This window comes from Halopseudomonas salegens (genome assembly GCF_900105655.1).
GTDB classification, from domain to species: domain Bacteria; phylum Pseudomonadota; class Gammaproteobacteria; order Pseudomonadales; family Pseudomonadaceae; genus Halopseudomonas; species Halopseudomonas salegens.
Map to the genome: position 1 here is coordinate 3,383,057 of NZ_LT629787.1, position 17,086 is coordinate 3,400,142.

At 57.8% G+C, this 17,086-nt stretch carries 16 protein-coding genes; 10 read left to right on the forward strand and 6 right to left on the reverse strand.

What is annotated here, in order from left to right:
- The first annotated feature begins 24 nt into the window (after positions 1–24).
- Genes def through BLU07_RS15680 form a run of 5 tightly spaced genes read left to right on the forward strand, consistent with a single transcriptional unit; the run spans position 25 to position 5,734 of the window.
- Entirely contained in the window at positions 25–537 is a 513-nt protein-coding gene (gene def / locus BLU07_RS15660; RefSeq protein ID WP_092388791.1) for a peptide deformylase, read from the forward strand.
- A 57-nt stretch (positions 538–594) separates the two neighbouring features.
- On the forward strand, positions 595–1,554 hold the full coding sequence (fmt, locus tag BLU07_RS15665) for a methionyl-tRNA formyltransferase (RefSeq protein ID WP_092388793.1): 960 nt from the start codon (positions 595–597) through the stop codon (positions 1,552–1,554).
- Positions 1,551–2,891, forward strand: coding sequence for a 16S rRNA (cytosine(967)-C(5))-methyltransferase RsmB (rsmB, locus tag BLU07_RS15670; RefSeq protein ID WP_092388795.1), 1,341 nt, complete (start codon positions 1,551–1,553; stop codon positions 2,889–2,891). Before fmt ends, rsmB begins: the two co-directional genes overlap by 4 nt.
- A complete protein-coding gene (gene trkA / locus BLU07_RS15675; protein WP_092388797.1) occupies positions 2,888–4,261 on the forward strand; it encodes a Trk system potassium transporter TrkA in 1,374 nt (457 codons plus the stop codon). The genes rsmB and trkA overlap by 4 nt, the downstream gene beginning before the upstream one ends.
- A 33-nt stretch (positions 4,262–4,294) precedes the next feature.
- Complete coding sequence (locus BLU07_RS15680; RefSeq protein ID WP_092388799.1) at positions 4,295–5,734, forward strand: TrkH family potassium uptake protein; 1,440 nt, start codon at positions 4,295–4,297, stop codon at positions 5,732–5,734.
- Positions 5,735–5,765: 31 nt separating this feature from the next.
- Here BLU07_RS15680 and BLU07_RS15685 read toward each other — a convergent pair whose 3' ends face one another.
- From BLU07_RS15685 to BLU07_RS15695, 3 genes are all read right to left on the reverse strand, one after another.
- A complete protein-coding gene (locus BLU07_RS15685; protein WP_092388801.1) occupies positions 5,766–6,035 on the reverse strand; it encodes a PilZ domain-containing protein in 270 nt (89 codons plus the stop codon).
- A 22-nt stretch (positions 6,036–6,057) separates the two neighbouring features.
- Positions 6,058–6,945 carry a lysophospholipid acyltransferase gene (locus tag BLU07_RS15690; protein ID WP_092388804.1) on the reverse strand — a complete coding sequence of 296 codons (888 nt, stop codon included), beginning with the start codon at positions 6,943–6,945 and terminating at the stop codon, positions 6,058–6,060.
- 80 nt (positions 6,946–7,025) lie between these two features.
- Positions 7,026–7,880 carry an acyl-CoA thioesterase gene (locus BLU07_RS15695; RefSeq protein WP_092388806.1) on the reverse strand — a complete coding sequence of 285 codons (855 nt, stop codon included), beginning with the start codon at positions 7,878–7,880 and terminating at the stop codon, positions 7,026–7,028.
- A 189-nt stretch (positions 7,881–8,069) separates the two neighbouring features.
- Between BLU07_RS15695 and glyQ the strand changes: the two genes are divergently transcribed.
- From glyQ to BLU07_RS15720, 5 genes are all read left to right on the forward strand, one after another.
- A complete protein-coding gene (gene glyQ / locus BLU07_RS15700) occupies positions 8,070–9,017 on the forward strand; it encodes a glycine--tRNA ligase subunit alpha (protein ID WP_092388808.1) in 948 nt (315 codons plus the stop codon).
- Positions 9,017–11,071: a glycine--tRNA ligase subunit beta gene (glyS, locus tag BLU07_RS15705; RefSeq protein ID WP_092388810.1), complete on the forward strand. Its 2,055-nt coding sequence runs from the start codon at positions 9,017–9,019 to the stop codon at positions 11,069–11,071. The genes glyQ and glyS overlap by 1 nt, the downstream gene beginning before the upstream one ends.
- 14 nt (positions 11,072–11,085) lie before the next feature.
- Positions 11,086–11,619 carry a D-glycero-beta-D-manno-heptose 1,7-bisphosphate 7-phosphatase gene (gmhB, locus tag BLU07_RS15710; protein ID WP_092388812.1) on the forward strand — a complete coding sequence of 178 codons (534 nt, stop codon included), beginning with the start codon at positions 11,086–11,088 and terminating at the stop codon, positions 11,617–11,619.
- A 2-nt stretch (positions 11,620–11,621) separates the two neighbouring features.
- The gene (locus BLU07_RS15715) at positions 11,622–12,359 is read left to right on the forward strand and encodes a lysophospholipid acyltransferase family protein (RefSeq protein ID WP_092388814.1); all 738 of its coding nucleotides are present in this window, start codon (positions 11,622–11,624) and stop codon (positions 12,357–12,359) included.
- Between the two features lie 80 nt (positions 12,360–12,439).
- Positions 12,440–13,570, forward strand: coding sequence for a PilT/PilU family type 4a pilus ATPase (locus BLU07_RS15720; protein ID WP_092388816.1), 1,131 nt, complete (start codon positions 12,440–12,442; stop codon positions 13,568–13,570).
- A 14-nt stretch (positions 13,571–13,584) separates the two neighbouring features.
- On the opposite strand, the gene BLU07_RS15725 is transcribed toward BLU07_RS15720, so the two are convergent.
- From BLU07_RS15725 to gyrB, 3 genes are all read right to left on the reverse strand, one after another.
- Positions 13,585–13,893, reverse strand: a complete 309-nt coding sequence (locus BLU07_RS15725) for an AzlD family protein (RefSeq protein WP_092388818.1) — start codon at positions 13,891–13,893, stop codon at positions 13,585–13,587.
- A complete protein-coding gene (locus tag BLU07_RS15730) occupies positions 13,883–14,599 on the reverse strand; it encodes an AzlC family ABC transporter permease (protein WP_092388820.1) in 717 nt (238 codons plus the stop codon). The genes BLU07_RS15725 and BLU07_RS15730 overlap by 11 nt, the downstream gene beginning before the upstream one ends.
- A gap of 72 nt (positions 14,600–14,671) precedes the next feature.
- Positions 14,672–17,086 carry a DNA topoisomerase (ATP-hydrolyzing) subunit B gene (gene gyrB, locus BLU07_RS15735; RefSeq protein ID WP_092388822.1) on the reverse strand — a complete coding sequence of 805 codons (2,415 nt, stop codon included), beginning with the start codon at positions 17,084–17,086 and terminating at the stop codon, positions 14,672–14,674.

A 17,086-nucleotide genomic window follows, 5' to 3' on the forward strand; every position in this document is an offset into this window, starting at 1 on the left:
TCCACAAATGCAGTAAAAACCGCTATGGCTATTTTGACAATACTTGAATTTCCCGATACGCGCCTGCGTACCGTGGCCAAACCGGTGGCGGAAGTAGACGAGCGTATTCGCCAGTTAGTCGATGACATGTTCGAGACCATGTATGCTGCGCCGGGCATTGGCCTCGCGGCCACACAGGTCAACGTGCATGAACGCGTCATCGTGATTGACGTGTCTGACGACAACAGCGAGCCCCTGGTATTTATCAATCCGGAGCTTGAGCCACTGACTGACGAGCTGGAAGAAATGCAGGAAGGTTGCCTGTCCGTACCCGGCTTCTACGAGAACGTGGTGCGTCCGGAACGTGTTCGGGTCAAGGCCCTGGGGCGTGACGGCCAACCCTTCGAGCGTGTGCTGGAAGGCCTGCTCGCCGTGTGCATCCAGCATGAATGCGACCACCTGAACGGCAAGCTCTTTGTTGATTACCTGTCCAATCTCAAGCGCAATCGCATCCGCAAGAAGCTGGAAAAGATTCACCGTACCCAGGCCAGCGCTTGAGGCTTTCCAACCAGACAGCAAGGCTTGCTTCGGCAAGCCTTTTGTTTACGAGGCGCCATGAACGCTGCTGACCTACGTTTGATCTTCGCCGGCACTCCAGACTTCGCCGCCGCTCACCTGCAAGCCCTGCTTGACGCCAAACTGAATGTGGTTGCCGTATATACCCAGCCTGATCGTCCGGCTGGACGCGGCCACAAACTGGCCATGAGCGCAGTCAAGCAACTTGCACTCCAGCATGAACTGCCGGTGTCTCAACCCGCCAGCCTGAAGAGTCCCGAGGCGCAGGCCGAGCTGGCCGCGCTGAAGCCGGACCTGATGGTGGTCGTGGCATACGGGCTGATTCTGCCGCAATCAGTGCTGGATATTCCGCGCCTGGGCTGTATCAACAGTCATGCTTCACTGTTGCCACGCTGGCGGGGTGCAGCGCCCATCCAGCGTGCTATCGAGGCCGGGGATAGCCAAAGTGGGGTGACCATCATGCAGATGGAAGCCGGGCTGGATACAGGTCCCATGCTACTCAAACAACAGACCGCAATCAGTCCGGAAGATACCGGTGGCAGCCTGCATGATCGCCTGGCGCTGTTGGGCGCGACGGCCTTGCCGGAAGCGATCAACGGTCTGGCACAGGGGACGCTGTCAGTGGAAGTGCAGGATGATGCCCAGGCCTGCTATGCGCACAAGCTGAGCAAGGCCGACGGCCTGATCGACTGGCAACTGCCCGCTGCTGTTCTGGTTGATCGTATTCGTGCCTTCAATCCCTGGCCGCTGACCCAGGCACGCTTGCAGGACACAGTCATAAAGCTGTGGGCTGCCGAGCTGAGCGATAACCCATCCAGTGGCCAGCCCGGCGAAATCCTTGCTGCTGACCGTAATGGCCTGGTGGTCGCCTGTGGAGACGGTGCGCTGCGCCTGATCCGAATGCAGCTTCCCGGGGGCAAACCTCTGACCTTTGCTGATCTGTATAACGCGCGCCGCGACCAGTTTACTCCCGGCCTGCTGCTGGAAAACGGTCAGTGAGCCCCCGGCTGGCCGCCTGCCGCGCCCTACTGCCCGTCTTGCAAGGCAAAGCCTCACTGGGCAGCAGCCTGCCCGAGCAGCAAACCAGAGTTGCCGACCGTGACCGGCCGCTGGTCCAGGAGCTGGCCTTCGGCACGGCACGCTGGTATCCACGACTGATGGCGTTGACCAGTCGCTGTCTGGAAAAGCCGTTCAAGCCAGCCGATCTGGATATTCAGCTTCTGCTGCTGCTGGGTTGCTACCAGCTGCTTTACACCCGCATCCCGCCCCATGCCGCTATCGGGGAAACCGTGGATCAGGCCAGTGCACTGAAGAAATCCTGGGCCAAGGGGGTGATCAATGCCGTGTTGCGCCGGGTGCAGCGTGAACAAGGCGAGCTGCTGGCCAGTATCGATCAGCAACCTCATCTTCGTCTGGCGCACCCCCGCTGGCTCTACAAACGTCTGAGTGCTGACTGGCCTGAACAACTGGAAAGTATCTGCCAGGCCAACAACGGCCACCCGCCACTTATCCTGCGGGTTAACCCGCTGCGCCAGTCACGGGCTGACTATCTGGCGCAACTGACTGCCGTCGACATTGCCGCCAGCGCCTGCGAGCATGCTGCCCAGGGCATTCGCCTGGATACCCCGCAGGATGTCACCCAATTGCCCGGCTTCAGCGCCGGTTGTGTCAGTGTGCAGGATGAAGCTGCGCAACTGGCTGCGCCGCTGCTCGAACTGAAACCCGGCCAACGCGTGCTGGATGCCTGCTGTGCACCCGGTGGCAAAACCGGACAGATTGCCGAGCTGCAACCGCACCTGGGTCATTTACTGGCACTGGATCTGGAGCCGGCGCGCCTGCAACGGGTGGCAGACAATCTGCAACGCCTGGGCCTTTCGGCAGAGCTCAAAGCCGCCGACGGTCGTGATCTGGCTGCCTGGTGGGATGGCCAGCCATTTGACCGCATTCTGCTCGATGCCCCCTGTTCCGCCACCGGCGTGATTCGCCGCCATCCGGATATCAAGCTGACGCGCAAGGCGGATGATATTGCCGCCCTGGCCCAACTTCAGGGCGAACTCCTCGATCGCTTGTGGCAGACCCTGTCGGTTGGCGGCATTCTGGTCTATGCCACCTGCTCGGTACTGCCGGCAGAGAACCGTGACGTGATTGCCGCCTTCTTGCAGCGCCAGCCGGGCGCCCGGGAGTTGTCGGTGGCGGTTGGTGCCGGCCTGGCCGACCAGCATGGCCGGCAGTTATTTCCGCAGGAAAATGGGCATGATGGCTTTTATCTGGCCAAACTGGTAAAAATTGCCGCCAGTTCTACTTCCGCGCAGCGGCCAATGGAGTCTGCACCATGAAAATCATCATCCTGGGTGCTGGCCAGGTCGGCGCCAGTGTTGCCGCCGAGCTGGCCAGCGAAGCCAATGATATTACCGTGATCGACACAGACGGCCAGCGCCTGCGTGAGCTGGGCGACCGGCTGGATATTCGCACCGTTCAGGGTCGTGGTTCCTTTCCCACGGTGCTTCGCCAGGCCGGGGCAGATGATGCCGACATGCTGATCGCGGTGACCAGCAGTGATGAAACCAACATGATTGCCTGTCAGGTTGCTTTCACCCTGTTCAAGACGCCCACCAAGATCGCCCGGGTGCGTGAATCGGCCTACCTGACCCGCGGAGGCCTGTTCAAGAACGCGGCGGTGCCTATCGATGTGCTGATCAGCCCGGAGCAGGTGGTCACCAACTACATCAAACGGCTGATCGATAACCCCGGGGCGCTTCAGGTGCTGGATTTTGCCGATGGAAAGGTGCAGCTGGTGGCCGTGCGCGCCTATTACGGTGGTCCGCTGGTCGGTCAGGAACTGCGTTTTTTGCGCCAACACATGCCCGGAGTCGATACCCGGGTCGCAGCCATTTTCCGCAAGAACCGCCCGATTCTGCCGCAGGGCGATACCGTGATTGAAGCCGACGATGAGGTCTTCTTTGTCGCTGCGACGCCGGATATTCGCGCGGTCATGAGTGAGCTAAGACGGCTGGAAAAGAGCAATAAACGCATCATTATTGCCGGCGGTGGCAATATCGGCGAGCGTCTGGCCGAGGCCATCGAAAATCGCTATCGGGTGAAAATAATCGAAAAAAATCCGGCCCGAGCCGACTATCTGGCACAGAACCTGGATCGCACCGTGGTACTCAGCGGCAGCGCCTCGGACAAGGAGCTGCTGATCGAAGAGAATATCGAAGAAGTCGATATTTTCTGCGCAGTGACCGATGACGACGAAGCCAATATCATGTCAGCCATGCTGGCCAAGCGGCTGGGCGCACGCAAGGTGATGGCGCTGATCAACAACCCGGCCTATGTCGATCTGGTCCAGGGCGGCGAAATCGACATTGCCATTTCTCCCTCCCAGGCCACCATCGGTACTTTGCTGACCCACGTGCGCCGCGGCGATATCGTCAATGTTTACTCATTGCGCCGCGGGGCGGCAGAGGCCATCGAAGCGATCGCCCATGGTGATGCGCGCTCATCGCAGGTGATCGGCAAGCCGATCCGGGATATCAAGCTGCCACCAGGCACAACCATTGGTGCTATCGTGCGTGACGAAGAAGTGCTGATTGCACATGACTCGACGGTGATTGAGGCTGATGATCATGTGGTGCTCTTTGTGATCGACAAGAAACATATTCGCGATGTGGAACGCCTGTTCCAGGTCGGACTGACTTTCTTCTGAACCCTTTCCGACCGGCCTGAGGCTTGCAGCGGCATGCAATATTTTCAGATTCAGCGCATTCTTGGCATTCTGGTCATGCTGTTCTCCAGCAGCATGCTGCTGCCGGCGCTGGTTGGCTTCTGGTACGGCGAGCCGGCCCTTGAAGCCTTTACCACCTCCTTCCTGATTACCATCGTGGTCGGTTTTCTGATCTGGTTGCCGGTCAAGGGACAACGCAAGGAATTGCGTACCCGCGATGGCTACCTGATTACCGTACTGTTCTGGCTGGTACTCGGCCTGTTTGGCGCCATACCGCTGTTCCTGCTGGATATGAGCGTGCCGGACGCCGTGTTTGAATCCTTTTCAGGCATCACGACGACCGGGGCGACGGTGCTCACCGGGCTGGATGACCTGCCCCGCGCCATGCTGTTCTATCGGCAGATGCTGCAATGGATGGGAGGCATGGGGATCGTGGTTCTGGCGGTTGCCATCTTGCCGATGCTCGGCGTTGGCGGCATGCAGTTGTACCGGGCAGAAATGCCCGGCCCGCTGAAGGAGAACAAGCTCACGCCGCGCATCGCCGAAACCGCCAAGGTACTCTGGTTCATCTACGCCGGTCTGACCCTGGCCTGTGCCTTGGCCTACTGGGCCGCCGGGATGGAGCTCTTTGATGCTATCGGCCACAGTTTTTCCACTGTAGCCATTGGTGGTTTCTCCACCCACGATGCCAGCATTGGTTATTACGATAGCGCGCTGATCGAAAGCATCTGCATTCTGTTCATGCTGGTCTCGGGCATCAACTTTGCCCTGCATTTTCTCTCCTGGCGCCAGAAATCGATCAAACACTACTGGCAGGACCCGGAGTGCCGTGCCTATGTCAGTGTGCTGGGTGCCCTGTTTCTGGTGTGTACTGCCGTACTGATCCATTTCGAGTATTACGATACCTGGACGGTACTGCGCTACAGCGCCTTCCAGGTAGTATCGATAACCACGACTACGGGCTTTGGCGTCACCGATTTCTCGCTCTGGCCGACACTGCTGCCATTTCTGCTGCTGTATGCCAGTTTTATGGGCGCCTGTGCCGGCTCCACCGGCGGTGGCATGAAGGTGATCCGGGTACTCTTGCTGTACAAACAGGGCTCACGCGAAACCAAGCGCCTGCTGCACCCGCGCGGGGTATTTCCGGTCAAGCTGGGGGGGCGTGCGGTGCCGGACCGGATTGTGGAGGCGGTGTGGGGTTTCTGCGCGGTCTACGTGTTCACCTTTGCGGTGATGTTTCTGATGCTGCTCAGCAGCGGGCTGGATTTTGTCACTGCGTTTTCAGCCCTGGCGGCCTGCATGAACAATCTCGGCCCGGGTCTGGGCAAGGTAGCCACGCATTACGGTGATCTGGAAGCCGGGGTAAAATGGATTCTCAGTTTTTCCATGCTGCTGGGCCGGCTCGAGGTGTTTACCCTGCTGGTGATTCTGACACCGATGTTCTGGCGGCGGTAAGGGGACCTGCTGCACAGGGAAACTGAGTTGCCTATTCGTCATCCACAAACGCCAACCCGACACCATCCCCGGGCACCGAGCGCATCACTCGCATGCGCAGGATCGGCGCTTCGATTGGCATACCCTGCACCTGGCCTTCTACCTCGGTACCCGGCGGCAATGCAGCCAGTTCAGCGTTCTCAACGAAGACACCGCCGTCAGACAAATCCCGGGTAAAGCCGAAGACCTCACCCACGTCCGGGTGGGTGATCTTGATCCGTGCCTGCATCATGGTGCGGGGATATTGCCGCTGGTCAGCCATGTTTCACTCCTGAACGGTGGCGTTAATACCACTCTTCTTCGCCTTGCGGGCGCTTCTTGAAACGCTTCATGCTCCACATGTACTGACTTGGCCACTGGCGCACATAGCGCTCCAGGACACTGCTCATGCTGGCAACAGCGGTCTCGGCATCGGCGCTGTACATCGCCTCGGGTGCCGGCTCGACAATCACCTTGAATCCTGAATGATCTTCCAGCCGGACGCAATGCAAAAACACGCCACGGGCCTGGCCACCTTTTAACAGGTTGGGCACAAATTTGCTGGTTAACGCCTGAATAGCGAAAAAGGGTACGAACTCGCCGCTTTTGCGGGCCGGCTCCGGATCCACCGGAATACCGACCGCACCGCCCTGACGCACTTCACGCATGACCATACTGATCCCTTCGCGGGTTGATGGGGCCAAGCGGTTGCCCAGCTGGGCACGTTGCCGGCGCAGCAAGTCATCAATCGCCTTGAGCTTCGGCGGGCGATAAAAGCCGACCGGGGCGCAGTGCAGACTGTACCAGTGGTTGAGTACTTCCCAGTTACCCAGATGGCTGGTGATAAAGACCACGCCCTTGTCGCCGTCCAGTGCTTCATGCAGCAGATGCTCACCTTCCACCTGTTTGACCCGTTTCAGGGTTTTCTCCGGCTTCCATATCCAGGCGCAGGCGCTTTCGGCAAATGTACGCCCACTCTGGATCATGGTCTCGCGTACCAGGCGCTCACGCTCTGCAGGCTCCAGTTCAGGCATGCAATGCTGCAGGTTGATGCGGGTGACCTCACGCTCGCGATTCGGGAACTGATACATCGCCCAGCCAACCAGTGCACCCAGGCGTTGTGCCAGGGCAAATGGCAGGCAGGCAAACAGGCGCAGAAAACCGATCGCCACGGCACCCTTGAATTGCTCCACAGACCACTCCGTGCCAGATTGAAAGCTATGCAAAGGCCCTATTGTAAACAGGACACCCAAGTCGCGCGAGTCGCCCCCGGTTATATCGACCAGGCTTGCAGTTGTTCCCGCAGGCTTGCCGGAATTGGTGCAGGACGGTTGGTTTGCGGATTGATCACCACCATCACGCTGTTGGCCGCAGCCTGGACTTCATCCTTGTCCAGCGCACAGCCGGTAAAAACGAATGAGGTATTACCGATACGGCTGATGCCTGAGGCCAGCTCGACCGCGTGCCATCCCGGACGGAAGTTGCAATAACTGATATCGGCACGGGCAATCAGGATACCCAGGCCTTGCATATCGAGTTGGCGAATACCACCGAAGCGCGCCTGCTCCATGTAGCGGGCCAGACCCGCCTCGCTGCGCAGGCTGTCAGCATCCAGATCAGCGTAGCGCGGGGTCAGTTGCTGACGCACCGGAAAGTTGTGCGCCTGACTGGCAAGGCTCTTGTAATCGTTGTCCGGTAGCTGGTCGCGGGAAACCGGGGCAGAGCACTCAGACTGCAACTGTTGATGGATCGCAGCCGGCAGATCCACCCAGCGACCCTGATCGTACGCACCGATAAAGGCATCCTGGATGCCGACCAGCTCGCCGTTCTGGTACAGCTGGCTGCGCAGGTGGAACTGTTGGCGATCACACCCGAGCAAGGTCACTTCTGCCTCCAGCGGCTGGCCGTACCAACTGATTTGACGGTAATCGGTGAGACAGCGCTGTGGACGCAGACACAGGCCATCGGCAAACCAGGCATCCGGGCCGAAGCGGTGCATATGCGCCTGCATACGCGCTTCCTGATGGATATGATAGGCGCGGGTGTTATTCACATGCCGCCAGGTATCCAGATCGGTATAGCGCGGCATGATCTGACAACGAAAGGGGCGGGCAGTGGATTCGGTCATGACAAGGTTCCTGGTAACAATCAAGGCAGCCCTCAAGCATGCGCACTGCTGCCGGATGACGCAAGCCTGATTGCCCCGGATTGACCGGGGAAATAGTCAGGCATGCGGTTGCTGGCGGCGAGTCCTGTATGTCCACCGCGTCTGCTTGTATACTCCGCGTTTATTTCTCAGCCTGACCGGGTGAAATACGTGACTCAGACCAAGCCAGACATCAGCACCTTCCAGGGACTGATCCTAGCCCTGCAAAGCTACTGGGCCGAGCAGGGGTGCGTGATCCTGCAACCCTACGATATGGAAATGGGTGCCGGCACCTTTCATACCGCCACCTTTCTGCGCGCCATTGGCCCGGAAAACTGGCACGCTGCCTATGTACAGCCCAGCCGCAGACCAGCCGATGGCCGTTACGGCGACAACCCCAACCGCCTGCAGCATTACTACCAGTTCCAGGTCGTGCTGAAACCCAATCCGGAGAATATCCAGGAGTTGTATCTCGATTCCCTGCGGCATATCGGGCTCGATCCGCTGGTCCATGATGTGCGCTTTGTCGAAGACAACTGGGAATCACCGACTCTGGGTGCCTGGGGCCTGGGTTGGGAAGTCTGGCTGAACGGTATGGAAGTGACCCAGTTCACCTATTTCCAGCAGGTTGGTGGCATCGAGTGTTACCCGGTTACCGGCGAGATTACCTATGGCCTGGAACGTCTGGCCATGTACCTGCAGGGCGTGGACTCAGTGTATGACCTGATCTACTCCGACGGCCCGTTCGGCAAGGTCACCTATGGTGATGTATTCCATCAGAACGAGGTCGAACAATCGACCTACAATTTCGAGTACGCCCACGTCGACAAACTGTTTGAGCATTTCGATCATTTCGAAAGTGAAGCCAACCGGCTGATCGAGCTGAACCTGCCGTTGCCGGCCTATGAAATGGTGGTGCGCGCCTCGCATACCTTCAACCTGCTGGATGCCCGCCGCGCTATTTCGGTGACCGAACGTCAGCGTTACATTCTGCGCGTACGCAGCCTGGCCCGGGCAATTGCCCAAAGCTACCTGCAGGCACGCGCCCGTCTTGGCTTCCCCATGGCCACTGCCGACCTGCGTGATGAAGTCCTGGCCAAGCTCAAGGAGGCTGAATAATGTCGTCTGCCGATTTTCTGGTTGAACTGGGTACCGAAGAACTGCCACCCAAGGCGCTGAAAAACCTTGCTGAAGCCTTTTTGCAAGGCGTTACCAGTGGCCTGGATGAGCAAGGTCTGGAATACCAGAGCGCTCGCTATTACGCCGCGCCGCGCCGGCTGGCAATTCTGGTTGAGCAACTGAGCAGCCAGCAGCCCGACCGTAGCCAGCAGCTGGATGGCCCGCCACTGCAGGCGGCCTTTGATGCTGATGGCGCGCCTACCAAGGCGGCACTGGGTTTTGCCCGCAAGTGTGGGGTTGAACTGAGCGAGATCGACCAGTCCGGCCCCAAGCTGCGCTACAGCAAAAACATTCCCGGCCAACCTGCCGTCGAGCTGTTGCCCGCGATTGTCGATCAGGCCCTGGCGAAACTGCCGATTCCCAAGCGCATGCGCTGGGCGGCACGCAAGACCGAGTTTGTCCGGCCGACCCAATGGCTGGTCATGTTGTTTGGTGATCAGGTGATCCCCTGCGAAATTCTGGCGCAACAGGCCGGCAACCAGTCACGCGGTCACCGCTTCCATCATCCGGCAGATATCTCCATCAGCGCTCCGGCCAACTATGCCGAAGACTTGCGCCAGGCGTTTGTGGTCGCCGATTTTGCCGAGCGCCGGGACATGATTCGTCAGCGCGTTGAGCAATTGGCGGCTGAGCAACAAGGCACTGCCATCATGCCTGACAGCCTGCTGGATGAAGTCACTGCCCTGGTCGAGTGGCCGGTGCCATTGGTTTGCAGCTTCGAACAGCGCTTCCTTGATGTACCCCAGGAAGCCCTGATCTCGACCATGCAGGACAACCAGAAGTATTTCTGCCTGCTGGATGCCAACGGCAAGTTGCTGCCGCGCTTTATTACCGTGGCCAATATCGACAGTGAAGACCCGCAACAGATCATTTCCGGTAACGAGAAAGTGGTCCGTCCACGCCTGACCGATGCCGAGTTCTTCTTCAAGCAGGACCAGAAGCAGCCACTGGAAACCCGCAATGAGCGTCTGGCAAAGGTGATTTTCCAGGCTGAACTGGGCACCGTTCTGGACAAGGCCGAGCGTATCTCGGCTCTGGCTGGCTGGATTGCCGAACAGATTGGCAGTGATGCCAGCCTGGCTCGCCGTGCCGGCTTGCTGAGCAAATGCGACCTGGCCACGGAAATGGTTGGTGAATTCCCCGAGTTGCAGGGTATCGCCGGTTACTACTATGCCCGCCACGATGGTGAGCCGGGTGATGTCGCCCTGGCGTTGAACGAGCAGTATATGCCGCGTGGTGCGGGTGGCGAGTTGCCCACAACAACGACCGGTGCGGCCGTGGCGCTGGCTGACAAACTGGATACCCTGGTCGGCATCTTCGGGATCGGCATGCTGCCGACCGGCAGTAAAGACCCTTACGCCTTGCGTCGCGCGGCCCTGGGTGTTTTGCGTATTCTGATCGAAAAGGGTCTGGAACTGGACCTCGGCGCCACCCTGCAAATGGCTATCGCGCAGTATGGCGACAAGGTCAAAGCGGATGGCTTGCAGGCCCAGGTGCAGGACTTTGTATTCGACCGCCTGCGGGCGCGTTACGAAGACGAAGGGATCGACGTGGCCGTGTACCAGGCGGTACGCGCGGTCAACCCGGTCTCACCCCTGGATTTCGACCAGCGTATTCAGGCCGTGCAGGCCTTCCGCCGTTTGCCGGAAGCCGAAGCCCTGGCGGCGGCCAACAAGCGTGTTTCAAACATTCTGTCCAAGGCCGACAGCAGCGTCAGCGAGCAGATCAATACCAGTTTGCTGCAAGAAACGGCCGAGCAGGCACTGGCTGATGCGTTGCAAGCTGCTGAGCAGGCCGCTGTGCCGCTTGCCGCTGAACGTCAGTACAGGCAGAGCCTCGAGCAGCTGGCCGCGCTGAGAGCACCAGTGGATGCCTTCTTCGAGCAGGTATTGGTCAATGCCGAAGATCCGGCAGTGCGCACTAACCGTTATGCACTGCTGGCTCGCCTGCGAGGTCTCTTCCTGGGTGTGGCTGATATCTCGCTGCTCGGTTAAGCGAGGGTTCAGGAATGCAACTGATCATCCTCGATCGCGATGGCGTCATCAATGAAGATTCCGACGCCTTCGTCAAGTCACTGGACGAGTGGGTGCCCTTGCCCGGTGCAATCGATGCCATTGCGCGCTTGAGTCGGGCGGGGTGGACCATTGCGGTGGCAACCAACCAATCCGGCTTGGCGCGTGGGCTTTTCAGCCCGGCAACACTGGATCTGATGCATGCCAGACTGGAGAAGCTGGTGGCCGAGCAGGGTGGCAGGATCGACCTTATTCGTTATTGTCCCCATGGGCCGGATGCCGGTTGTGATTGCCGCAAGCCACAAGCCGGCTTGTTTCAGCAGATAGCCACTTACTTTGCCTGTGATTTGCACGGCGTGCCTACCGTGGGTGACAGTTTGCGCGACCTGCAAGCCGGCACCAGCGTTGGCTGCACCCCTTATCTGGTGCTGACCGGCAAGGGGCAAAAAACCGCCAGCCAGACGTTGCCAGCCGATACACGGATATTTGCCGACCTGGCCGCAGTCGTCGATCACTTACTGGAAGCCTGAACATGTCATGGTTGATGCCCTTGCGGGTCGTTCTGTTTTATTTTCTGCTCGCCTTAAGTGCCATTCTCTGGGCACCTGTGGCGCTGTTGATTTCTCCCTTGTTGCCCTTTCGTTGGCGCTTTCGTGTGGTTATCGAGTGGTGGACCCGATGGGCCATCGGCCTGGCCAGATATCTGGTGGGGATCCGCTACCGGATCAGTGGTCTGGAGAATATTCCCGCCCAACACGGTGTGGTGGTGGCCAACCATCAAAGCACCTGGGAAACCTTTTTCCTGCAGCAGGTGTTTGCCCCGCAAACCCAGTTGCTCAAGCGTGAATTGCTCTACGTCCCCTTTTTCGGCTGGGCACTGGCCCTGATGAAACCGATCGCGATTGACCGTGGAAATGCACGTGATTCGCTGAAACAGCTCAGCCGTATTGGCGGCCAGCGTCTGTCCGAAGGCTTGTGGATTCTGATTTTCCCCGAGGGTACGCGCAAACTGCCCGGCAGTCCGATCAAGTTTTCCCGCGGTGGCGCAGCTCTGGCCTGCGCCAATCAGGTGCCGCTGATCCCCGTCGCCCATAACGCCGGCTGCTTCTGGCCGCGGCATGGGTGGGGTAAAAAACCCGGCACCATCGATGTCATGATAGGCCCGGCCATGTATCCGCTGGGCACCGATCCACGTGCCATCGTCGAGCTGAACCAACGCGCAGAGAAATGGATCAGCGAAGCCTTGAGCCAGGTCAAGTCTTCGCTGTGAACTTTGCCTGATGGCCTTTACCCATAACGCTCCACACCCTACTCTGTGACAGACAACAACAAAGAATCGAGTCAACAACGATGGATGTCTTTCAGTATTTGCACAAGCTGGTCGAGCAGGGCGGCTCTGATCTGTTTTTCAGCGTGGGCGCACCGGTCAATATGAAACGTGAGGGCGAGTTTGCTGCCCTGGACGAAACACCACTGGGCAGTGCCGACCTCAAGCAGTTGGCCTATCAGTTGATGAGTCAGAAGCAGGCAGCGGAGTTCGAACGGGATCTGGAAATGAACCTGGCTGTCGGCCTGCCGGGTGTTGGTCGCTTCCGCACCAATATCTATTTTCAGCGTGGCGAAGTCGCCATGGTGATTCGTCACATCAGCAACAAGATTCCCCGTATTGCCGAGCTTGGCTTGCCTCGCAGTCTGGAAAAGCTGGTCATGCTTGATCGTGGCCTGATTCTGGTGGTCGGGGCTGCCGGTTCAGGCAAATCCACCACACTGGCGTCGATGCTCGATCACCGCAATAGCAATCGTGGCGGGCATATTGTCTGCATCGAAGACCCGATTGAATTTCTGCACGACCACAAACAATCCATCATTGATCAACGCGAAGTCGGTCTTGATACCCATAGTTTTCGCGAAGCCTTGCGCAACGTACTGCGTGAATCACCGGACGTGATCATGATTGGCGAAATCCGCGACCGGGAATCCATGCAGCATGCGCTGCATTACAGCGAAACCGGTCACCTGGTGCTGGCAACCCTGCATGCCACCAATACCGTTCAAGCAGTTGAACGCATGGTGAACCTGTTTCCGGAAGAAAGCAGAAATCAGGTTTTGAGCGATATTTCCATGAATATTGCGGCCATCATCGGCCAACGTCTGGTACCTGGCGTTGACAAGAAGCGCGTCGCTGCGGTTGAGCTGATGCTGCGTACCCCCTATGTGGTTGACCTGATTGCCCGTGATGAACTGCATGAAATCCGTACGGCCATGTCCCGCAGCCTGGAACACGGCCTGCAGACCTTTGACCAGCACCTTCATGCGTTGGTCAACCGCAATGCGATCACCCTCAAGGTCGCAGTCAAATTTGCCGATTCACGCACGGATTTCATGCTCAAGACCAAGCTGGACAAGGGCTTCTCGAAAGACGAAAACGAGGTCAGCAACAAATCCACTGGAGGTGAAGATCTGACCGATGATTTCAAATAAGCGGTTGCCTGGATTCATAGCTGCCTGAATAGTGCGGCCACCAGAATCCCGGCTGCAATCGCCGGCAGAGGACGCTTGAGAGCCAGCATGACGATAGCTGTGGCCAGCAAGGCCAGCCTGGCACCATGATCCCCAGTCACTGCGAGGGGGGCCAACAGGGCTATCAGAACCGAGCCTGACATCGCCTGGATAAACTGTTTGACCCGATAGCCGATCGGTATCCAGGACATGACAAAAACACCACCCCAGCGCGTCGCCAGCGTCACCACGGCCATCGCCAGAATAACCATGAATGCGCCTGTACCAGCGGTTTCAACCCACATGACCTGACTCCGTCCAGAGCAATCCGGCAATCCCTCCAGCCAGGGCGCCAACCACTACATGACTATTCTCTGGCAAATAGCGAAATGCCAGCAAGGATGCACCGGCTGCCACCGCCCAGATCACCAGAATGCGCAGATTCTTTTCGCCGCCAATAGCCAATGCCAGCAAAAAACAGCCCATGACCATATCCAGCCCCAGACTTTCCGGATCCTGTATCACGTTGCCGAAATAGATCCCCAGCCAGGTACCAAATACCCAGAACGCCCAGAGCGCCAGACCACCACCGAACAATACTCCCAATCCGGGTTGACCGCGCCCGAAGGCTTGCATCGACATCGCCCAGTTGGCGTCCGAAGCAACCATCATGATGCCGTAGCGCTGAGCCGGCGGTAAGGCCCGCAGCCAGGGATACAAGGTCGCCCCCATGAGCAAATGTCGAGAATTGATTGCAAACACCGTCAGCAAGAGAGTGAACAAGGGTACCTGGGCTCCCCACAGATCCAGCGCGGCAAATTGTGATGCGCCGGCAAACACCAGTGCACTCATGCCGATGCTGAGCCCATCACCGAGCCCGGCCTGGCTGGCCGCCAGCCCAAAGGCGGCACCAAACACAATCACAAACAGCGAGATCGGTGCCAATTGTTTGAATCCACTCCATACCAGCTTGAGATCGAGCCGGCTGAGTTCGCGTTGATCTGTGAACATGATCGCTCCCGTGCAAAAAAAAATCCCCCGTCACACCAGGCGACGGGGGATTTTGTCTGCCGTGGTAGACGGTTATACGTCGAGGTTTGCCACCGCCAACGCATTGCTCTCAATAAATTCTCGACGAGGCTCCACATGGTCACCCATCAGAGTATTGAAAATCTGGTCCGCCGCAATTGCATCTTCAATATTGACACGCAACATGCGTCGACTTTCCGGGTCCATGGTGGTTTCCCACAACTGATCCGGATTCATTTCACCCAGTCCCTTATAGCGTTGCACGCTATGGCGGCGGGCAGTCTCATTCATCATCCAGTCCAGCGCTTCCTTGAAGGTTTGCACCGGTTTCTTTTTCTCACCACGTTGCATGTAGGCGCCGTCTTCCAGTAGCGACTGCAGTTTTTCACCCAATTCCGCCATGGTGCGATAATCATTACTGGCAAACAGGTCACGGTTGAAGGTGAAGTAACTGGACAAGCCGTGGCTGATGGATTCAACTTCAGGCAACCACAGATGGCGCTCACTGTCTTCACGCAGATTGACGCGGTATTCCTGCCCTGATTTTTCATCCGTCTTGATGCGCTCTTCGAAGCCCTTTATCCACTCGGTCATAAAGACTTGATCGGCAAGATGCTCTACCGACAGCCGTGGCAGATAAATGAAGTGCTCCATCAGGTTTTCCGGGTAGAGACGTGCAAGGCGCTTGAGTGTTTTCATCACGCCTCGGAACTCCTGCACAATGCGCTCCAACGCCTCTCCGGTAATACCCGGAGCATCTTCGTTGACGAAAAGATAAGAGTCTTCCAATGCCGACTGGATCAGAAAATCTTCCAGCGCTTCGTCATCCTTGAGGTATTGTTCCTGCTTGCCTTTCTTGATCTTGTATAGCGGTGGTTGTGCAATGTAGATATAGCCGTTCTCGATCAGTTCCGGCATCTGACGGAAGAAGAAGGTCAGCAGCAGGGTACGGATGTGCGAGCCATCAACATCGGCATCGGTCATGATGATGATGTTGTGATAACGCAGCTTTTCGATATTGAATTCATCACGACCAATGCCGCAACCCAGGGCGGTAATCAGGGTGCCAACTTCCGCAGAGGACAGCATCTTGTCAAAGCGGGCTTTTTCGACGTTGAGGATTTTGCCCTTGAGCGGCAGGATCGCCTGGGTCTTGCGATTACGGCCCTGTTTGGCCGAGCCGCCAGCGGAATCACCCTCCACAATGTACAGTTCGGAGAGGGCAGGGTCTTTCTCCTGGCAATCTGCCAATTTGCCTGGCAGGCCGGCAATATCCAGGGCGCCCTTGCGGCGGGTCATTTCACGGGCCTTGCGTGCAGCTTCGCGGGCACGTGCTGCATCAATCATTTTACCGACCACTGCTTTGGCTTCGTTCGGCTTTTCCAACAGATAGTCGGTAAATGATTTGTTCATTTCCTGCTCAACAGCCGTCTTCACCTCGGAAGACACCAGTTTATCTTTGGTCTGCGATGAGAACTTCGGATCAGGTACTTTGACCGAAATAATTGCGGTCAAGCCTTCACGGGCATCATCACCGGAGGTGCTGACCTTGAGTTTTTTCAGCAAGCCTTCCTGCTCGATATAACTGTTCAGGCTGCGGGTCAGCGCACTGCGGAAACCGGCGAGGTGAGCACCGCCGTCACGCTGCGGAATATTGTTGGTAAAGCACTGGATGTTTTCATTGAAACTGTCGTTCCATTGCAGTGCCACCTCGACCCCAACGCCATCTTCGCGCTGGGTATCAAAATGAAAGACACTGTTGACCGTGCTCTTGTTCTGGTTCAGATAATCGACAAAGGCGCGCAAACCACCTTCGTACTTGAACAGCTCTTCCTTCCCGCTGCGCTCATCTTTCAGCTTGATGCCGACGCCTGAATTGAGGAACGACAGCTCGCGCAAACGCTTGGCCAGAATATCCCAGCTGAAGCTGATACTGGTGAAGGTCTCGTCAGACGGCTTGAAGTGGATCTGGGTACCGGTGCGATCAGTATCACCCACGGCCTTCAGCGGCGACTGTGGAACCCCGTGCTTGTATTCCTGCTCCCATACTCGCCCATCACGGCGAACGGTCAGGATCAGCAGTTCAGACAACGCGTTGACCACCGATACACCGACACCGTGCAGGCCACCCGAAACCTTGTAGCTGTTGTCATCAAACTTACCGCCAGCGTGCAATACGGTCATGATGACCTCAGCGGCTGACACCCCTTCCTCGTGGGTATCGACCGGAATGCCGCGGCCGTCGTCGCGTACCGTGATGGATTCGTCAGTGTGAATGATGATGTCAATATCACTACAATGGCCGGCTAGCGCCTCATCGATGGAATTATCCACCACCTCGAACACCATATGGTGCAGGCCGGTGCCATCATCCGTGTCGCCAATATACATGCCGGGGCGCTTGCGCACCGCATCCAGCCCCTTGAGTACCTTGATACTGGATGAATCGTAGGATGTTGTTTCGCTCAT

What these genes read in the sequence shown, in the direction of transcription:
- fmt (WP_092388793.1), top strand. Translation starts at nt 595, where the DNA reads ATGAACGCTGCTGACCTACGTTTGATCTTCGCCGGCACTCCAGACTTC.
- BLU07_RS15695 (WP_092388806.1), bottom strand. Translation starts at nt 7,880, where the DNA reads ATGACCGAATCCACTGCCCGCCCCTTTCGTTGTCAGATCATGCCGCGC.
- BLU07_RS15715 (WP_092388814.1), top strand. Translation starts at nt 11,622, where the DNA reads ATGTCATGGTTGATGCCCTTGCGGGTCGTTCTGTTTTATTTTCTGCTC.
- trkA (WP_092388797.1), top strand. Translation starts at nt 2,888, where the DNA reads ATGAAAATCATCATCCTGGGTGCTGGCCAGGTCGGCGCCAGTGTTGCC.
- BLU07_RS15720 (WP_092388816.1), top strand. Translation starts at nt 12,440, where the DNA reads ATGGATGTCTTTCAGTATTTGCACAAGCTGGTCGAGCAGGGCGGCTCT.
- gmhB (WP_092388812.1), top strand. Translation starts at nt 11,086, where the DNA reads ATGCAACTGATCATCCTCGATCGCGATGGCGTCATCAATGAAGATTCC.
- BLU07_RS15685 (WP_092388801.1), bottom strand. Translation starts at nt 6,035, where the DNA reads ATGGCTGACCAGCGGCAATATCCCCGCACCATGATGCAGGCACGGATC.
- BLU07_RS15680 (WP_092388799.1), top strand. Translation starts at nt 4,295, where the DNA reads ATGCAATATTTTCAGATTCAGCGCATTCTTGGCATTCTGGTCATGCTG.
- BLU07_RS15725 (WP_092388818.1), bottom strand. Translation starts at nt 13,893, where the DNA reads ATGTGGGTTGAAACCGCTGGTACAGGCGCATTCATGGTTATTCTGGCG.
- glyS (WP_092388810.1), top strand. Translation starts at nt 9,017, where the DNA reads ATGTCGTCTGCCGATTTTCTGGTTGAACTGGGTACCGAAGAACTGCCA.
- def (WP_092388791.1), top strand. Translation starts at nt 25, where the DNA reads ATGGCTATTTTGACAATACTTGAATTTCCCGATACGCGCCTGCGTACC.
- BLU07_RS15730 (WP_092388820.1), bottom strand. Translation starts at nt 14,599, where the DNA reads ATGTTCACAGATCAACGCGAACTCAGCCGGCTCGATCTCAAGCTGGTA.
- gyrB (WP_092388822.1), bottom strand. Translation starts at nt 17,086, where the DNA reads ATGAGCGAAACAACATCCTACGATTCATCCAGTATCAAGGTACTCAAG.